Annotated in this window: 15 protein-coding genes; 12 read left to right on the top strand and 3 right to left on the bottom strand. The window is 67.9% G+C overall.

The genetic code is table 11. The annotated features are described in order from the left end of the window. Positions 1–13 precede the first annotated feature (13 nt). From FVE89_RS12190 to FVE89_RS12175, 4 genes are all read left to right on the top strand, one after another. Positions 14–3,076, top strand: coding sequence for an efflux RND transporter permease subunit (locus FVE89_RS12190; protein WP_160534211.1), 3,063 nt, complete (start codon positions 14–16; stop codon positions 3,074–3,076). A 95-nt stretch (positions 3,077–3,171) separates the two neighbouring features. Then, complete coding sequence (locus FVE89_RS12185) at positions 3,172–3,468, top strand: hypothetical protein (protein ID WP_160534210.1); 297 nt, start codon at positions 3,172–3,174, stop codon at positions 3,466–3,468. Positions 3,469–3,504: 36 nt separating this feature from the next. Continuing rightward, positions 3,505–4,500, top strand: a complete 996-nt coding sequence (locus FVE89_RS12180) for a helix-turn-helix domain-containing protein (RefSeq protein ID WP_342389880.1) — start codon at positions 3,505–3,507, stop codon at positions 4,498–4,500. A gap of 75 nt (positions 4,501–4,575) precedes the next feature. Further along, the gene (locus FVE89_RS12175; RefSeq protein WP_160534209.1) at positions 4,576–4,797 is read left to right on the top strand and encodes a hypothetical protein; all 222 of its coding nucleotides are present in this window, start codon (positions 4,576–4,578) and stop codon (positions 4,795–4,797) included. 12 nt (positions 4,798–4,809) lie between these two features. On the opposite strand, the gene FVE89_RS12170 is transcribed toward FVE89_RS12175, so the two are convergent. Next, the gene (locus FVE89_RS12170; protein WP_160534208.1) at positions 4,810–5,187 is read right to left on the bottom strand and encodes a 4a-hydroxytetrahydrobiopterin dehydratase; all 378 of its coding nucleotides are present in this window, start codon (positions 5,185–5,187) and stop codon (positions 4,810–4,812) included. A gap of 182 nt (positions 5,188–5,369) precedes the next feature. On the opposite strand from FVE89_RS12170, the gene FVE89_RS12165 reads away from it, so the two are divergent. The 3 genes from FVE89_RS12165 to FVE89_RS12155 are packed head-to-tail and all read left to right on the top strand — an operon-like array spanning position 5,370 to position 7,857. Continuing rightward, positions 5,370–6,353, top strand: a complete 984-nt coding sequence (locus tag FVE89_RS12165; protein WP_160534207.1) for an ABC transporter substrate-binding protein — start codon at positions 5,370–5,372, stop codon at positions 6,351–6,353. 51 nt (positions 6,354–6,404) lie between these two features. Continuing rightward, complete coding sequence (locus tag FVE89_RS12160; protein WP_160534206.1) at positions 6,405–7,142, top strand: ABC transporter permease subunit; 738 nt, start codon at positions 6,405–6,407, stop codon at positions 7,140–7,142. Continuing rightward, on the top strand, positions 7,123–7,857 hold the full coding sequence (locus FVE89_RS12155; protein WP_160534205.1) for an ATP-binding cassette domain-containing protein: 735 nt from the start codon (positions 7,123–7,125) through the stop codon (positions 7,855–7,857). The genes FVE89_RS12160 and FVE89_RS12155 overlap by 20 nt, the downstream gene beginning before the upstream one ends. Before the next feature lie 11 nt (positions 7,858–7,868). Here the strand turns inward: FVE89_RS12155 and FVE89_RS12150 are convergent, their stop codons facing one another. Then, positions 7,869–9,800 (bottom strand): hypothetical protein, encoded by a 1,932-nt coding sequence (locus tag FVE89_RS12150; RefSeq protein ID WP_160534204.1) that lies wholly within the window; start codon positions 9,798–9,800, stop codon positions 7,869–7,871. Between the two features lie 460 nt (positions 9,801–10,260). Here FVE89_RS12150 and FVE89_RS12145 point away from each other — a divergent pair, with 460 nt between their 5' ends. Then, on the top strand, positions 10,261–11,049 hold the full coding sequence (locus tag FVE89_RS12145; RefSeq protein WP_160534203.1) for a hypothetical protein: 789 nt from the start codon (positions 10,261–10,263) through the stop codon (positions 11,047–11,049). Positions 11,050–11,117: 68 nt separating this feature from the next. Here the strand turns inward: FVE89_RS12145 and FVE89_RS12140 are convergent, their stop codons facing one another. After that, positions 11,118–11,444 (bottom strand): iron-sulfur cluster assembly accessory protein, encoded by a 327-nt coding sequence (locus FVE89_RS12140; RefSeq protein WP_160534202.1) that lies wholly within the window; start codon positions 11,442–11,444, stop codon positions 11,118–11,120. Between the two features lie 154 nt (positions 11,445–11,598). Between FVE89_RS12140 and FVE89_RS12135 the strand changes: the two genes are divergently transcribed. The 4 genes from FVE89_RS12135 to nagZ all read left to right on the top strand — a co-directional run bounded on the left by FVE89_RS12135 (position 11,599) and on the right by nagZ (position 17,507). Next, positions 11,599–12,846 carry a deoxyguanosinetriphosphate triphosphohydrolase gene (locus tag FVE89_RS12135; protein ID WP_160534201.1) on the top strand — a complete coding sequence of 416 codons (1,248 nt, stop codon included), beginning with the start codon at positions 11,599–11,601 and terminating at the stop codon, positions 12,844–12,846. Positions 12,847–13,032: 186 nt separating this feature from the next. Next, positions 13,033–14,784 carry an arginine--tRNA ligase gene (gene argS / locus FVE89_RS12130; RefSeq protein WP_160534200.1) on the top strand — a complete coding sequence of 584 codons (1,752 nt, stop codon included), beginning with the start codon at positions 13,033–13,035 and terminating at the stop codon, positions 14,782–14,784. Positions 14,785–14,832: 48 nt separating this feature from the next. After that, entirely contained in the window at positions 14,833–16,203 is a 1,371-nt protein-coding gene (locus FVE89_RS12125) for an SPOR domain-containing protein (protein WP_160534199.1), read from the top strand. Positions 16,204–16,502: 299 nt separating this feature from the next. Next, a complete protein-coding gene (gene nagZ, locus FVE89_RS12120; RefSeq protein WP_160534198.1) occupies positions 16,503–17,507 on the top strand; it encodes a beta-N-acetylhexosaminidase in 1,005 nt (334 codons plus the stop codon). Positions 17,508–17,529 lie beyond the last annotated feature (22 nt).

The following is a 17,529-nucleotide window of genomic DNA, read 5'->3' as shown; positions in this document are numbered from 1 at the left end:
GCAGGGGTTTGACGTGAAAAGCTTCAATCTCTCCGATTGGGCGCTCGGGCACCGCTCGTTCGTCTGGTTCCTGATGGTCGTCGCGCTGATCGCGGGGGCGATGGCCTATACCCGTCTCGGCCGTGAGGAGGATCCGCCCTTCACGATCAAGACCATGGTGGTGCAGACCACGTGGCCGGGCGCGACCATCAAGGAGACCCTCGATCAGGTCACCGACCGGGTCGAGAAGGAGCTGCAGCAGCTCAACGGACTGGATTACGTCCGCAGCTACACGACGCCCGGCTCTTCGACGGTGTTCGTGCAGTTCCGCGACACGCTGAAGAAGAACGAGATCCAGCCGGCCTTCTATCAGGTGCGCAAGCGCCTCGGCGACATCAGGGGGCAGTTCCCCGAAGGCGTGCAGGGACCGTTCTTCAACGACGAATTCGGCGACGTCTACGGCAACATCTACGCCTTTACGTCAGATGGGCTGACCTATCGGCAGTTGCGCGACTACGTCGAGGGCGTGCGCACCGAAGTGCTGCGGGTGCCCGATATCGGCAAGACCCAGCTGATCGGCTCCCAGGCCGAGACGATCTTCCTCGATTTCTCGACCCGGAAGCTCGCGGGCTACGGCATCGACTTCTCGGCGCTGATCAAGGCGCTCCAGGCGCAGAACGCCGTCTCGGCGTCCGGCGTGGTCCAGGCCGGTCCCGAACGCGTGTCCTTGCGGGTCAGCGGGTCCTTCGCGTCGGAGGCCGCGCTCCAGGACGTCAATCTGCGGGTGAACGACCGCTTCTTCCGCCTCGCCGACATCGCCGAGATCAGCCGCGGCTACGAGGACCCGCCCACCGCCCTGTTCCGGGTCGACGGCAAGCCCGCGATCGGGCTCGCCATCGCGATGCGGCCTGGCGCCAACCTGCTCCATTTCGGCGAGGCGCTGAAGGAGCGGATGCGGCTGATCGAGGCGAAGCTGCCGGTGGGCGTCGGCGTCCATCTCGTGTCGGACCAGCCCCGCCAGGTCGAGCACGCGGTCGGCGGCTTCACCGAGGCGCTGGTCGAGGCCATCGTGATCGTGCTGGCCGTGAGCTTCGTGAGTCTCGGCGTCCGGGCCGGGCTCGTGGTCTCCGTGTCGATCCCCCTCGTCCTGGCGATCGTCTTCGTGATCATGCAGATCATGGACGTGACGCTGCAGCGCATCTCCCTCGGCGCGCTGATCATCGCGCTGGGCCTCCTGGTCGATGATGCCATGATCACCGTGGAGATGATGGTGGCGCGCCTGGAGCGCGGCGACACGCTCCAGAAGGCCGCCACCTTCGCCTACACCTCAACGGCCTTCCCGATGCTGACCGGGACGCTCGTCACGGTGGCGGGCTTCCTGCCGATCGGCTTCAACGGCTCGGGGGCGGGGGAGTACACCTACTCGCTGTTCGTGGTGCTCGCCGCGTCGCTGCTGGTCTCGTGGGTGGTCGCGGTGCTGTTCGCGCCACTCATCGGCGTGACGCTCCTCCCCAAGACCATGAAGCATCACAGCGAGAAGGACGGGCTGTTCACGCGGCTGTTCACGGCGGCTTTGCGGGTCGCGATGCGCTGGCACTGGACCACGGTCGTGATCTGTCTCGCCGTGATGGGCACGGCGATCGTCGGCATGGGGCACGTCCAGCAGCAATTCTTCCCGGCCTCGGATCGCTCCGAGGTGCTGGTCGATCTGACGCTGCCGCAGAACGCGACGATCGCCGAGACGAAGGCGCAGATGGACCGCTTCGAGGCCAAGCTGAAGGACGATGCCGACGTGACGAGCTGGTCGTCCTATGTCGGACAAGGCGCGGTGCGCTTCTACCTGCCCCTCGATCAGCAATTGTCGAACGCGTTCTTCGGCCAGATCGTGATCGTCACGAAGTCGCTGGACGTGCGCGACCACGTGATGGAGCGCCTTCAGGACATGGCCCGGCGCGACTTCGTGGGGACCGACGTTCTCGTGCAGCCCCTCAGCCTGGGGCCGCCCGTGGGACGACCGGTCCAGTACCGGCTCAGCGGCCCCGACATCGAGAAGGTGCGCCACCTCGCCCTCGACCTCGCCAACGTGGTCGCCACCGACGCGCGGCTCGATGTGCCGACCTTCGACTGGAACGAGCCCGGCAAGGTCCTGCGCATCGAGATCCTGCAGGACAAGGCGCGCCAGCTCGGCGTGTCGAGCCAGGACGTCGCCGGCATCCTCAACGGCATCGAGGGCGGGCAGGCGATGACGCAGGTGCGCGACTCGATCTACCTCGTGAACGTCGTCGGCCGGGCGCGTGCCGCCGAGCGGTCCTCGCTGGATACCCTGCAATCGCTGCAGGTCGGTCTCGCCAACGGCTCCGTGGTGCCGCTCCTGGCCTTCGCGCGGATCGGCTACGACCTCGAACAGCCGATCGTCTGGCGCCGCGACCGGCTGCCCACCGTCACGGTGCGCGCCACGATCCGCGATGCGACGCAGGCCCCCACCATCGTGGCCGCGTTGCAGCCGGGGATCGACGCCTTCGTGAAAGCCCTGCCCGAGGGGTACTTTCTGCAAACCGGCGGCGCTGTCGAGGAATCCGCCAAGGGGCAGGGCCCGATCGCGGCCGTCGTGCCGGTGATGCTGCTGGCCATGGCGCTGCTGCTGATGATCCAGCTTCAGAGTTTCGGACGCACGCTGCTCGTCTTCACCGTGGCGCCCCTCGGGCTGATCGGCGTGGTCCCGGCGCTGTTGCTGTTCGACAAGCCGATGGGCTTCGTCGCCATCTTAGGCATCCTGGCGCTGATTGGGATCATCATCCGCAACGCCGTCATCCTGGTGAGCCAGATCGAGGAGTTCCGGGCCGACGGCATGGCGCCGTGGGATGCGGTCTACGAGGCGACCCACCACCGGATGCGGCCGATCCTGCTGACGGCGGCGGCGGCGAGCCTCGGCCTGATCCCGATCGCCCGGGAGGTGTTCTGGGGCCCGATGGCCTACGCGATGATCGGCGGCATCCTGGCCGCCACCGTCCTGACGCTCCTGTTCCTGCCCGCACTCTATGTCGGCTGCTACCGGATACGGCCCCAGGCGGGTGGCACGACGTCGCACCCGGCGTGAACCCCGCAATCCGTGCCGGAAATCAGAGCCGGCACGTCGCCCCACCCTCACGATCGGCATGATGTTCCTGATCGCTGCGGGACGGATCGGAACACGTGTCGAGTGCCGCAACGATCCGTGCTCCGGTCGGCACGCTCTCGTGCGGCCCGATGGATTGGAGCGGCGAGAGCGGCCTGCGACACCGCGCCCCGGTCGGAACCTCGCCTAAAATCCGAGCACGAATTTCTGATAACGACGATAATTGCGCAGCTTGTCCTTCCGATCACTTCGCAACAACTTATATAATTTTTCAAGTATTGAATATAGATTTTTATATTGAAGATTTTCAGGCAGAGGCCGCGCCTAAAAATGGCGGCAGTCCAGCGGCACTTCAGCTATGGCTTGGCGATTGAAAATTGATAAATTGTGGACTAATTGCTACCGATATCGTGCCGATCCTTCCCCGCACGAGAGTGAACGGTTTCGGGTTTACCTCGATGCAGCCCTTTTTCTCGACGGACGGCCTCCATCCCCGGAACAGGTTTGAAAGCTGGCGCGACGTCGTCGTCACACATGGTCTGCCGATGAAGCTCGAGTGTCTTGAGGAAAGATCCTTCGAGGCGCAGATCGACGTGGGCGATGTCGGGCCGCTGAGTTTGACCCGGTACTCGCAGAACGTGGTGCGAGGCGAGACGACGCAGGAGATGATTCGGCGCCACGGCCTGGACCAGAATCTCGTCGTGGCCCTGGTCCTGGCCGGCAGCCTCAGCACCATCCAGGAAGACCGCGCCGCCATCTGCGGGCCCGGTAGCTTACTTGTGCTCGACAGCCGCCCGTCGGTGAACGAGAGCAGCTTCGGCTGCCAAGCCCTCTGCCTGCAATTGCCGCGCGAGCGCGTCGAGAGCGTGCTCGGGCCTGCGCGGCTGTACTCTTCGCTGGAGATCGGACCGGAACTGGGGGCCACCGGCCTCGTGAACACGTTCCTCCAGGATCTCATCCGCTCGCGGTTCCAACTGACGCCCGATGGTGCCGAGCGCATGGCTGCGATCGGCGTCGATCTGATCGTGGCAAGCATCGCCGAGCGACTGGCCCACGATCTGCCGCAGCCGCTGCACGGCGTCCTCCTGGTGCAGCGCGCGAAGGCCTACGTCGATGCTCATCTTCACGATCACGTGCTCGACCCGCACCATCTCGCGGCCGCCATGGGCGTGTCGCTTCGCCGCCTGCAGGAGCTGTTCCAAGAGGGCGATCAGTGTATCTCCGACTACATCTGGCATCGCAGGCTTGAGAGAGCCGCCCGGCTCCTGAACGATCCGGCCTGCGCGCACATGGCGATCGGGATGCTCGCCTATGGCTGCGGCTTCGTCAGCCAGGCCCATTTCTCCAGGCGCTTCAAAGACCGCTTCGGCGTGACGCCGCGGGAGTACCGGCAGGTGCCCGCGTAAATCTGCGCGGATCGGCCTGAAACTTCCGGCTCGATGAACTTTTGGGTCGAACCAGAAACCTGGAGTCCCGCCCCCATGAATGCCTTCATCGCCGTCGTCCTGGTCTGCGCCAACGGCATCGCCCAGGATACCTGCACGGACGACCGCGCCCTGGAGGTCCGCAAGGTCCGCGTCGCCAACGAACTCGGCTGCGCCACCGGCTGGCAGGAGATCATCGCCCGCACCGAGCGGCGCGACGAGATCGGCAAGAGCGCCTATCTCAAGACCGAGTGCCGCCGCGTGAAGGAGTTGCAGTAAGAGGCGCTGCCGCTACCTGTCGTATTTGATGTAGGCGAAGCGCGGGTCGGCCGGCGTGCCTTCGAGCCCCTGGCCCTCCAATGCGGGCTGCCAGGACACAACCTCCTCGATCTTCTTCGCCAGGGCGAAATCCTTGTCGGTGATGCCCTTGGCGGCATGGTTCATCAGCCGGACCTCGACCCAGGCGTAGGAAGCGGTCAGGTCGGGATGGTGCCATGCGGCTTCCGCGAGGTGGCCGACGGTGTTGATCACCATCAGCGTGCTCTTCCAGCCTGCCGTCTTGTAGGTGCGGCGGATCCACCCGTCCTCGAGCCGCCAAGTGGGTAACTCAGCCTTGAGCCGCGCCTCCACGGTCGCGTCGTCCAGAACGCCCTCACGCCGTTCGCTCATCTGCCGCCCCTTCTCGATCGATCGCGGCAGGGTGACGCCCCAACCAGCCCGGCGCAAGCGCCTCCTGCGCGGTGGACGCGGCGGCGTGCCGGCCCTATGACCCTTTTCCAATGGCGCCGGGACAAGTCCGCAATCCAGTCTGCCACGCCTGAAGACTGCAAAAGACGATGGGAGAAGGCGTGATGCTGTCACGGCGCGCGATGCTCGCCGGGGGCCTGCTGGGCGGCCTCGGCCTTCGGGCGGCGCGGGCCGACACGCCGGTCGTGCGCCTCGGAAGCCTGCCCTTCGGCACCTCGACCTGGGAGGCGGCCGTGATCAAGGCCCGCGGCCTCGATACGGCCAACGGCTTCCAGCTCGACGCCGTCAAGCTCGCCGGGAACGACGCCGCGCGGATCGGCTTCATCGGCGGTCAAGTCGATACGATCGTCGGCGACCTGCTCTGGGCGGCGCGCCTCGGCAATGACGGGCAGGCGGTGCGCTTCATCCCGTATTCCACCTCCGAGGGCGCCGTGATGGTGCCGGCCGACAGCCCGATCAAGAGCCTGAAGGATCTCGACGGCAAGCGGTTCGGCGTGGCGGGCGGCCCCCTGGACAAGAACTGGCTGCTGCTCAAGGCGCAGGCCAAGGATGCTGCCGGGATCGACCTCGAACGGACCGCCGAGATCGCCTACGGCGCGCCGCCGCTCATCACCCTGAAGCTGGAGCAGGGCGCGCTCGACGCGGCGCTGACCTACTGGACCTATTGCGCGCGGCTCGAAGCCAAGAAATTCCGGCGCCTCGTCGGTGCCGAAGACATCATGCACGCGCTCGGCGTCCCGGGGGACGTGGCGCTGATCGGCTATCTCTTCCAGGATACGGTCGTGAAGGAGAAGCCGGACGCGGTCGCGGGCTTCTACCGCGCCTCCCGCGCCGCCAAGGACATGCTGGCCCAGGATCCCTCCACGTGGCAGATTGTGCGCCCCCTGATGGCCGCGGAGGACGAGGCGACCTTCGAGGCGCTGAAGCGTGATTTCCTGGCCGGGATTCCCCGCCGCCCCGTGGCGGAGGAGCGCGCCGACGCGGAAAAACTCTACGCCGTGATGGCGCGGCTCGGCGGAACGCGCCTCGTCGGCAAGGGGGACAGCCTCCCGCCCGATCTCTACTACGACAGCGGCCGCAATGGCTGAGGATTCCGTCCACCGCCGGGCGCGCATGCGTCTGAGGATCGCCGGGACCGCATGGGTGCGCTGACCCGGATCGCGTCCCTGGTGGTGTTGATCGGCGCGTGGCAGGCGTCCGCGCTCGAAGCGCATTCGCGCCTGCTGCCGGCGCCGCTCGCGGTGCTGAGCTTCATCATTCAGGAGGCGGCGCGCGGCGATCTCGCCCACAATGTCGGCATCACGCTGCTGCGGGTGGCGATCTCCTTCGCCGTCGCGATGGTGCTCGGCGTCGCGCTGGGCGTCGCGCTCGGCCGCTCGAAGGCCGCCGACCTGACCCTCGACACGCCGCTCCTCGTGCTCCTCAACACGCCGGCCCTCGTCATCACGGTGCTGGCCTATGTCTGGGTCGGGCTGACCGAGACGGCGGCCATCCTGGCGGTGGTGCTCAACAAGCTGCCCAACGTGGCGGTGATCGTGCGCGAGGGTGCCCGCAACCTCGATCCCGGTCTCGACGAGATGGCCCGCGCCTACCGGCTCGACCGGTGGACCTGGATCCGCGACATCCTGATCCCGCAGCTCCAGCCCTACATGGTCACGGCGGCGCGCTCGGGGCTTTCGCTCGCCTGGAAGATCGTGCTCGTCGTCGAGTTGCTCGGCCGGCCGGACGGGGTCGGCTTCGCGATCAACTACTACTTCGTCCAGAGCACCGACGTGGCCGCGATCATCGGCTACAGCCTCGTCTTCATGGCCGTGATGATCAGCATCGATGTCCTCCTCCTGCAGCGGCTCGAAGCCCATGTCCGCCGCTGGCGCTGAACCCGTCCTTCGGGTCGCGATCGACTCGAAATGGTACCGGCCGCGCGAGTCCGAACCCGTCGAGGCGGTCCGCAACCTCGCCTTCGGCATCGCGGCGGGCGAGATCGTGTGCCTGATCGGCCCCTCCGGCGCCGGCAAGACCACGACATTGCGCATCCTCCTCGGGCTCGACACCGCCTTCGCGGGTCGCGTCTCCGGGGCCGAGCAGGCCGGAATCGTGTTCCAGGAACCGCGGCTGCTGCCCTGGCGCAGCGTCGAGCACAATGTCCGACTGGGCCTGCCCCGGGCGCGGCGGGGCCGGGACCTCGACGCTCTGTTCGCGCAGCTCGGGCTGACGCCATGGCGGAAAAGCTATCCGAAGGCGCTCTCGCTCGGCATGCAGCGGCGCGTGGCCCTCGCCCGGGCGCTGGCCGACGGGCCGCGGGTTCTGGTGCTCGACGAGCCCTTCGTCTCGCTCGACGATGCCGCCGCCGCCGAGCTGCGCGGCCTCGTCGTGGATACGGTCGATCGGACCGGCATGAGCGTCCTGATGGTGACCCACAACGTCGCCGAGGCGATCGGGATCGCGGACCGCCTGCTCCTGGTTTCGCGCCGGCCCGCGAGCCTGATCGCGGACGTGTCCCTCGACCGGCCGCGCCACGCGCGCGACCGGGCCTGGGCCGAGGCGACCCGGGCGACGCTCGCGGCGCGGTACCCGGAGCTCATCGCGCTCTGACGGCGAAAGCCTCAGTTCGCCTTGGCGTCGACATCCAGCCGATCGAGCACGAGGGCGGGCGAGCGCGCCGCGCCCAGATCGATGAAGCCGATGCCGGCGGGTTCCTTGGCCTTTGCGTGCAGCACCAGCTTGCCGGGCTTCATCACGAACTGCCCCATCGCGGCCCCGATCGCCCTGGCGGCCGGTCCGTTGCCGAGGATGATCGGAACACCGAGCAGGCTCGCGGTGACGTATTCCTTGCGCAACTCGTCCGGCTTGAGGCTGAGATCCTTCGCCTGCGCGGTCAGGAAGCGCTCGAACAGGCCGGCATTCTCCACCGTGAGGTCGAGGGTCTTGGCGCTGCCGGAGAACATCAGCAGGGTCGCGGCCGGAAGGGTGCCGGAGAGGAGTTCCGGCCCGATCCCGCCCAGCGTCCCGGACAGGCGAACGGTGCCGATGTCGCGGCCCGAGACCGTGACGTCGCGCACGGTCAGATCGCGCGCCTTCTCGTCGATGGCGGCGTCCGCCACCACGTCGAGGTCGACGTTGCGGTACCCATAGGCCGGGAGCATCCCGACGATGGGCTGGCCGGCCAGCAGATCGGCGGGGAGGCTCAAGCCCGACAGCGTGAGGCGGCTGCTGCTCGGCATGCCGTCGCTGGGCGGACCGAAGGCGAGGGTGGCCTCCCGCAGGGCGATCCGCCGTTCCGGCGGCGGCGTGACCGTGACCGCCAGCGGGTCCCCGATACGCGGCTCGGAGGCCTTCTGATCCGCGGACTTGCCGGCACCGGGCCGGGCCACCTCCGCGCCGGTCCCGCGGCCCGGGGCTCGTGCCTCGCGGGCGGGCGGGCGTTCGGGCGCGGCCTCCGGCGGGAGCGCGATGGCCAGATCGCTCAGGGTGAGGTTGCCGATCTGCGGCGTGAGGCGGCGCATCTCGGCGTCGGAGAAGCCGATCCCGGCCGCCGGCTCCGCGGCGATCCCCTTCAGGGCCGCCACCGTGGGGGCGAGCGACGCACCGGTCAGGGTCAGGCGGCCGAGCTGCGTGCGGACAGCCCCCCGCGACAGCGAAAGATCCTCGAGCCGGGTCCCGGCCTCCGGCCCGGTGGACGCAAAAGCGACCCGGCGGATCTCGAACAGCAGCGGCCCCTTCGGATCGGCATCGCTGACGCTGAGACCCTGCAGTTCCAGGCTTCCGACCGTCGTCGCGTCGATCAGGTCGGCGGCCGCGGCCGCGAAGGCGCGGCGATCGGTGCCCTCCTGGAATCCGCCGGCCACGATGGCGAAGGCGCCGTTCCAGCCGTCCGGGATCTGCCGGCCGCCAAGATCGCTGCCATTCAGGGTCGCGATCTTCACGGTGGTGCCACGCGCATCCGCGTAGGTGACGTCCGAGACCTGGATCGTCCCGTAGACCCGCTGAACCGGCCCCTTGCCGTCCCCCGGCACGGTGTACAAGCGGCTGAGCGCCGCGAGGTCGAGATCCGTCGCCCGCACCTGGCCGTAGGTTCCTGAGCCGCGGTTCGGCCCGGAGACGGCGCTCACGGTCGCGCCGGCGGCCGTGAGTTCGCCGACGCGGCCGGCCCGCACATCCCGGGCGACGACGTCGCGATAGGTCACGGTCTGGCGGTTCTCGCCCGGCCCGACGCTCTCGGAGGTCAGGACCGGAACGGTCAGGCTGCCGGCATCGAGCCGCGCCAGCCGCTCGCTCCACGGGACAGCCGAGTCCGGCCGGAGGAGGGCGGTGAGATCGTCCTTCGAGAGGCGCGTCCCGCTCGCTGTCAGCTTCGGCGCCTTTAGGAGCGTGCCGCCGAGGGGGAGGACCACATCGGTGACCGTCACGTCCTGGACCGCGACGGCGCCTTCCTGGGCGGCGAGCGGTGCCGGAAGGCCGGCAAGGCAGAGCAGCGCCGCCGTTCCGGCCGCCGCCAGGGTCGACCGGAGGCGGGATCGGGCCTTCGGAGAGATCATGACAGGATCCGGACCAGAGTGTTCACGCGTGTCTGTTACGCGTGCCGCGTTTTGCCGGGCGAGGCAATCGCGCCTGCCGGCTCACTCTTTCGCGCCCGAACGGGTGTCGTAAGCCGGCAACGGCCGGCACAAGCCGTGGCGGGCCGGCTCTCGTGGGGCCGGGCAGGAGTCGTCTCTGCTGGCAGAGCAGATTACAGATAGAATAGCGATCCGTTTCGTGGATAGACGGCCGCGCCGATTCTACCTCGAAACAAAGTCGAATGTCTTTGATTTATGCCTCGAAACCTTCAACAAAAGGTAGAACGAGCAAAAATCCCACTTACCTCAAAATTGCAATCGCAAGATTAGGCCGGCAAAATCCTAGAACACTGTTGATCACAGGGGCTCGTCGTCTATCATCAAAGGAAGCGTCGGCAAAGCCCGCACGGCAAGATTGCATAATATTAAGGGATTTATTGCCATGTACAACGTGAAACTGGGAAAATCAGCGACATATCTTGTTGATTTACTTCAAGATCGTGAGATTTCGAACGGGCACACATCAGTCAGCAAAAGCGCAGACACGGTCGCCCTATCGTCGGACCCAAGGAGCGCGCGAACGATTTCGCCGGCGATAGCGGACGTCCTGCTTTCATTTTCCGACAAAACATCAACTTCGGATCCGAGCGAGAAGACGGTCCAATCTCGTAGTCATCGGCCCATAATAGACGATGTGGATGGCAATGACTTAACAAATCTTGAGCTTGATTTGCACACCAACAGGTTTAAATCTCGGGCGCCATCTTCCTTAGCAGAAAAGCTGCAAAAATACACAGACGAGGAGCTGTCAGAAGGGGTTGACGTCAGATTGAGCGACAAAAGTTTAGTCGAGATGGCAAAAGATAACGTGCTCGGAATTATACACTATCATTACGATGACAAAGAGGCTCAACAGTGGATGGAAGAGCACTTTGGTCCAAGCGGTGAGATGAATTGTGACCCCAATGACCCATGCGTTCAGGCCGTTCTGAATGGAACGGCGAAGATTTTCCGCGGAACCGACATCCCTGAGGTTGGACTCTGGAATCTCGAGGAAAAGATTTATGGCACCGACCCGGTCTCTAAATCTCGGGTGGTTGTAGGCACCAGAACATCCAGCGGCATCGATAAGAATTTCGTGGCCGAATTTGAAAAGAATAACCCCGGTTACGGTGTTCGTCCGGTACTGATGTGGCAAGACGTAGCGTTGGTCGTATACGCAAAACCGTGACGCGAAAGAACCCTGCGATCGCAATCCAGGCAGGGTTCACAGTGTGATTCGCCGTTTGGGCTCGCGACCTATAGCGAGAAGGACGTGCCGCAGCCGCAGGACGCCGTGGCGAGCGGGTTCTCGATCTTGAAGGATTGGCCGATCAGGTCGTTCACGAAATCGATGGTCGAGCCGCTCATGTATTCCAGAGAGACCGGATCGACCACCACGGTGGCGCCGTCGCGCTCGATCGCGATGTCCTGCGCCTCACGGCCCCGGACGATGTCGAAGGCGTAGGAGAAGCCCGAACAGCCGCCGCCGTTGACGCTGATCCGCAGCGACGAGCCGGCGGGCTCGGAGGTCATGATCTCGTTGATGCGCTTGGCCGCGCGGTCGGTCAGGGTGATGTCAGCCATCGGTCTCTAGGCCACGCATTCGTTCGGTGGACGCCGCTGCCGGACCGTTGTCCCGGGCGTCATGACCGACAAGATATGGTTCCTGAGCCCGCGTCGCAACGCGTGGGACGAGGAGCGGTCATGACCCTTATGCGTGAGACAGGGGGCGGATCCCGTGCGGCCTAACGGCGAGCGCTGGCGCGCGCCCTACGCCACGGATCCGGCCCGGACCCGGGGTCGCCTCATCCCCGAGGCCGGCTCGCCGACCCGCAGCGACTTCCAACGCGACCGGGACCGGATCATCCACTCGACGGCGTTCCGGCGGCTGAAGCACAAGACGCAGGTCTTCGTGCATCACGAGGGGGACCATTACCGGACCCGGCTGACCCACACCCTGGAGGTCAGCCAGATCGGTCGGGCGCTGGCGCGGGCGCTGGGGCTCGACGAGGATCTCGCCGAGGCTTTGGCGCTGAGCCACGACCTCGGCCACACCTGCTTCGGCCATACCGGCGAGGATGCGCTCGACGCCTGCATGGCCGAGCATGGCGGCTTCGACCACAACGCGCAGGCCCTGAGGATCGTGACGCGCCTGGAGCGGCGCTACGCCGGGTTCGACGGGCTCAACCTCGCCTGGGAGACGCTGGAGGGGCTGGTCAAGCACAACGGCCCGCTGCTCGATTCCGAGGGCCGGCCGACGCCGCGCTACGCCGAGCGCGGCATCCCGGCCGCGATCCTGGAATACGATAGGCTGAATCCGCTCGACCTGTGGAGCCAGGCCGGCCCGGAGGCGCAGGCCGCCTCGCTCGCCGACGATATCGCCTATGCGGCCCACGATCTCGACGACGGCCTGCGCGCCGGCCTGTTCGAGATCCCGGAGCTGCGCGCCGTGCCGTTCCTGGCCGGGCTGCTGGACGAGATCGATGGGTTGCACCCGGGCCTGGAGCCCTCGCGCAAGATCCACGAATTGGCGCGGCGCGTGATCACGCGCTTCGTCGAGGACGTGATCCGCGAGGGTGGCCGCCGGATCGCGGCTTTGAAGCCGCATCGTGTCGAGGATATCCGCGGGGCGCGCGAGCCGGTCATCGCGTTCTCGCCGGAGATTTCCGCCGCCGACGCCGATATCATGCGCTTCCTGTGGGGGCGGATGTACCGGCATCCGGGTGTCGTGGCGGTGCGCAGGAAGGCCGACGCCATCGTCCGCGATCTGTTCACCGCCTTCACCGCGGATCCGGCGCGCATGCCCGAGGAGTGGAACACCGGCCTCGACGGCGCGCCGCCGGCCCGGATCGCACGCCGGGTCGCCGACTACATCGCCGGTATGACCGACACCTACGCGGTGCTGGCCCATCGCAAGCTCTACGACACGACGCCGGATCTGCACTGGGAGTTGCCGAGCCGGGGCTTGCCGTTGGCCGAGCCGTGACGGGCACCGCGCATGGCGGGTTGAGGCCCGGGGCGCCTCGCCGTCCCAGCCGCCGTTCGTCTGCTCGGCCCTGAGCGCCGCACCGCACCCGCGCCGTGACACCCTCCCGCCCCCTTGCTAGACGGCCCGGGCGGGCGCAGCCCGATTGGGCCGGGCGACAGGTTCCCCGCGAGCGAGACCGAGACGATGAACATATTCGCCCTGTTCGAGGCGCGCGTGCGCGAGGCCCTGGAGGCGCTGACCCGCGCCGGCCAGCTGCCGGAGGGGCTGGATCTCGGCCGCGTGGTCGTCGAGCCGCCGCGCGACCCGTCCCACGGCGACCTCGCCACCAACGCCGCCCTGGTGCTCGCCAAGGAGGCGCGAACCAATCCGAAGGCCCTGGGCGAGGCTTTGGCCGCGGAACTGCGGACCGATCCGCGCATCGTCGAGGCGAGCGTTGCCGGACCCGGCTTCATCAACCTGCGGCTCGATCCCGCGATCTTCCACGCCGTGCTGCGCAGCGCCCTCACCGCGCCGGAGGCGTTCGGCCGGGCGCAGATGCCGGGCGGCCCGATCAACGTCGAGTACGTCTCGGCCAACCCCACCGGGCCGATGCATGTCGGGCACGGCCGGGGCGCGGTGTTCGGCGACGCCCTGTGCAATCTGCTGGTCGCCGCCGGCCGGACCGTGACGCGGGAATATTACATCAACGATGCCGGCGCGCAGGTCGACGTTCTGGCCCGCTCGGCCTTCCAGCGCTACCGCGAAGCGCTGGGCGAACCCTTCGCGATCGGGGAGGGGCTGTATCCCGGCGATTACCTGAAGCCCGTCGGCGCCAAGCTCGCCGAGACGCACGGGCGTGCGCTGCTCGACCAGCCCGAATCGGCGTGGCTGCCGGTGGTGCGGGAGACCGCACTCGGCATGATGATGGCCATGATCCGGGCCGATCTGGAGGCGATCGGAATCCGGCACGACGTGTTCTTCTCCGAGCGGACGCTTCAGGAGAGCGGCGCCGTCAAGGCGCTCCTCCAAGAGCTGCGCGAGCGCGGCCTCGTCTACGAGGGCCGGCTGCCGCCGCCGAAGGGCCAGCTGCCCGACGATTGGGAGGATCGCGAGCAGACGCTGTTCCGCACGAAGGAGTTCGGCGACGACAGCGACCGGCCGCTGCTGAAATCCGATGGGTCCTACACCTATTTCGCCTCCGATATCGCCTATCACCGGGCGAAGTACGTCGCAGGCGCCACCGAGCTCATCGACGTGCTCGGCGCCGACCATGGCGGCTACGTGAAGCGCATGCAGGCGGCCGTGAAGGCCGTGAGCGACGGCAAGGCGACGCTCGACGTCAAGCTCTGCCAGCTCGTGCGGCTGTTGCGCGCAGGCGAGCCGGTGAAGATGTCGAAGCGGGCCGGCGAGTTCGTCACCCTGCGCGACGTCATCGACGAAGTCGGGCGCGACGCGATCCGCTTCATGATGCTCTACCGCAAGAACGATGCGACGCTGGATTTCGACCTCGCCAAGGTGGTCGAGCAGTCGAAGGACAATCCGGTCTTCTACGTACAATACGCCCATGCCCGGGTGCGCTCGGTCCAGCGGCAGGCCCGGGACGCGTTTCCCGACGCCGACCTGTCGCCCGCCAAGCTGGTCGAGGAGGCGGATTTCGGCCTGCTCACCGACCCGGGCGAAATCGAAATGATGCGGCTCATCGCCCAGTACCCGCGCGTCGTCGAATCGGCGGCCGTGGCCCACGAGCCCCATCGGATCGCGTTCCACCTCTATGAAACCGCTTCTGCGCTCCATAGTTTCTGGAACAAGGGCAAAGACTTGCCGCAATTACGGTTTGTTAATGCAACCGATCGAAAGTCGACCTGGGCCCGGCTCGCGCTCGCCGAAGCACTACGGAGCACGCTCGCCGCGGGCCTCGCGGTACTTGGTGTGACCGCGCCGGACGAGATGCGATAGGGCCGCGCGGAAGCGGTCCTCAGCCGGCGCTGATGTGAGGATGCTGCCATGACGAACGCTTCGCGCGCTCAGGTCGATCTGGACGCCCTCGCGCGCGACTTGCACCACGAGCATCCGCAGGGGCAGGGCGCTGGGAAGGTTGATCCCCTGGCCGAACTCGCGCGGATCGTCGGGCAGGACGACCCGTTCCGCGCGCTCCTCGCCGCCCGCGACCAAATGCGGGCCGTAGCCCCTCCGGAGCCGCAAACCGGGTGGAACGGCCGGGTCGAGCCGACTTTCACGCCGGAGCCCGCCAAGGCCTCACCGGCTGACGCGTTCGATCAGTATCTCGCCTCCGTCGAACGGGATACGCACGAAGAGGCGCCCTATGCCCACGCTGGCGGCGCAGCCGACGACAGTGCTGACGAGGTTTACGCGGACGACCGGCCCCTGCAGCGCGCCAATCCGCGACGCCGGCTCGTCTCCGTCGGGGCCGGCATTGCCGTGGTCGCGGTCGCCATCACGGGGGCTCTCACCTACAAGGGCCTGAGTGGCACCAGCCACGGCGGCGTGCCGGTGGTCCAAGCGGATTCGACGCCCCTGAAGGTCGCGCCCAAGGTGGCCGACGGCGTCGAGATCCCCGATCAGAACCGGCAGATCTACGATCCGAAGGGCAAGAAGGACGGCCAGATCAAGATCGTGAACCGCGAGGAACAGCCCCTCGACGTGGCCGAGGCGGCGCGGGCGGCACAGGGTCCGACGGCCAGCCCATCCAGCCAGGGTGGCACGACGCCGGGTAACGGCCCGTTCGAGGCGTTCGGCGAGCCGCGCCGCGTCCGGACCGTCGCAGTGAAGCCCGAGGCGCCGCCCGCACCCCCGGCCCGCGAGGCTGCGCAGGCCGACGCGGGCCCGTCGCCGATCCCCACCATGGTGCTGCCCACCGACGAGCCGCCGCCCGCGCCGGCACCGAAGGCCAAGCCGAACCGCCAGGCTGCCGCGAGCGCGCCGCAGGCGATCCCGGCTCCGGTCGAGGCGCCGCCGGCCCCGACCCCCGTCGAGGCGCCGCCGCCGAAGCCCGTGGCCGTGAAGCCCCCGCCGAAGGCCGCCCAGCGCGTCGCCACCGCGGGTCCGGCCTCCCTCCCGGATACCACCGCCAGCACCACGCGGACCGACGATGCGGCCGTGACCAGCGGCGCCGTCGGCGGATTCGCGGTGCAACTCGGCGTCCGCGGTTCGGCCGCGGAGGCGCGGGCCGCGCTGCATCAGCTGCAGGGCAAGTACAGCCAGTTGGCCGGAAAGCCGGAGCTCATCCGCCAGGCCGAGGTCAACGGCAAGACCATCTTCCGCGTCCGCGTCGGGCCGCTCGAGAAGGCCGAGGCGTCGAGCCTGTGCAGTTCGCTGCAGAGTGCCGGCGGTCAGTGCTTCGTCGCGAAGAACTGACACGCCGGGGCTGCCGCCACGCCCACAATCGTCGTGATGGCGCCGATCGCGGTCGGCCCCGGCATGCCGGCGGCCGGCGTCGAGGCCGAGCCCCGTCGGCGTCGACCCGCCTGAACGGGCCGCATTCCTGATCCGAGTCCTGGCGGCAACACTCCTGGCGCGCGCGCCCGTCCCTGGCATCATGCCGTCGATTCGGCTTGCCGGCTCCCAGTTCCCGCCCGACTCTGTGCGCATCGAGTCTGCCCGGCCGAGCGCGTCCTTCGCGTCGCGCACCCACCGAGTCCTGTTGAGACCTTCCGATGACCTCCCGTGCCCTGATCCTCGGTTGCGCCGGCAAATCGCTCTCCGCAGAGGAGGGCGCCTTCTTCCGCGACGTGCGGCCCTGGGGCTTCATCCTGTTCAAGCGCAACATCGGCACGCCCGACGAGGTGCGCGCGCTGACGGATGCGCTGCGCGCCTGCCTCGGCCGCGACACGGCGCCGATCCTGATCGATCAGGAGGGGGGCCGGGTCCAGCGCATGGGTCCGCCGCACTGGCCGGCCTATCCGGCGGGCGGGCGTTATGGCCGGCTGAACGGCAGCGCCACGACGATCGCCCGCCTGGGGGCGCGCCTGATGGCGCACGATCTCGCGGAGGTCGGCATCAACGTGGATTGCGCCCCCGTCCTCGACGTTCCGACCCAGGGCGCGCACGACATCATCGGCGACCGGGCCTACGGGACGAATCCGGCCTCCGTCGCAGCGATCGGCCGGGCGGTCGCCGAGGGTCTGATGGCCGGCGGAGTCCTGCCGGTGATGAAGCACATTCCGGGGCACGGCCGCGCCGCCTGCGACAGCCATCACGGTTTGCCGGTGGTCGAAGCCAGTCGGGAAGCGCTGGAGGCGCAGGATTTCCGCCCCTTCCAGGCGCTCGCCGATCTGCCGATGGCGATGAGCGCCCACGTGGTGTTCGCCGCGATCGACCCCGAGCGCCCGGCCACGCAATCCGCGACGGTCATCCGCGAGGTGATCCGCGGTGCGATCGGCTTCGACGGCCTGTTGATGACCGACGACCTGTCGATGCACGCTCTGATCGGAACGTTCCGCGAGCGGGCCGAGCGGGCCTTCGCGGCGGGTATCGATGTCGGTCTCCATTGCAACGGCGCGATGGAGGAGATGCGCGCCGTCGCCGAAGCCGCCCCAACGCTCGCGGGGCAGGCCGCGGAGCGGGCCGCCGCCGCGCTGGCGCGCCTCGACCCGGCCGGCGACGGGCTGGACGTGCCGGAGGCGCGGGCGCAGTTCGCGGCGGCGTTGGCAGCCGCCTGACCCGCGGCCTTCCACCGCGGCC

Source organism: Methylobacterium sp. 2A (assembly GCF_009806555.1).
GTDB lineage: Bacteria > Pseudomonadota > Alphaproteobacteria > Rhizobiales > Beijerinckiaceae > Methylobacterium.
The sequence above is the reverse complement of the archived record's forward strand: the minus strand, read 5'-3'. Positions and strand labels throughout refer to the sequence as shown.

Coding starts and splice junctions, on each gene's coding strand:
- FVE89_RS12175 (WP_160534209.1), top strand. CDS start 4,576: ATGAATGCCTTCATCGCCGTCGTCCTGGTCTGCGCCAACGGCATCGCC.
- FVE89_RS12170 (WP_160534208.1), bottom strand. CDS start 5,187: ATGAGCGAACGGCGTGAGGGCGTTCTGGACGACGCGACCGTGGAGGCG.
- FVE89_RS12165 (WP_160534207.1), top strand. CDS start 5,370: ATGCTGTCACGGCGCGCGATGCTCGCCGGGGGCCTGCTGGGCGGCCTC.
- FVE89_RS12160 (WP_160534206.1), top strand. CDS start 6,405: ATGGGTGCGCTGACCCGGATCGCGTCCCTGGTGGTGTTGATCGGCGCG.
- FVE89_RS12155 (WP_160534205.1), top strand. CDS start 7,123: ATGTCCGCCGCTGGCGCTGAACCCGTCCTTCGGGTCGCGATCGACTCG.
- FVE89_RS12150 (WP_160534204.1), bottom strand. CDS start 9,800: ATGATCTCTCCGAAGGCCCGATCCCGCCTCCGGTCGACCCTGGCGGCG.
- FVE89_RS12145 (WP_160534203.1), top strand. CDS start 10,261: ATGTACAACGTGAAACTGGGAAAATCAGCGACATATCTTGTTGATTTA.
- FVE89_RS12140 (WP_160534202.1), bottom strand. CDS start 11,444: ATGGCTGACATCACCCTGACCGACCGCGCGGCCAAGCGCATCAACGAG.
- argS (WP_160534200.1), top strand. CDS start 13,033: ATGAACATATTCGCCCTGTTCGAGGCGCGCGTGCGCGAGGCCCTGGAG.
- FVE89_RS12125 (WP_160534199.1), top strand. CDS start 14,833: ATGACGAACGCTTCGCGCGCTCAGGTCGATCTGGACGCCCTCGCGCGC.
- nagZ (WP_160534198.1), top strand. CDS start 16,503: ATGACCTCCCGTGCCCTGATCCTCGGTTGCGCCGGCAAATCGCTCTCC.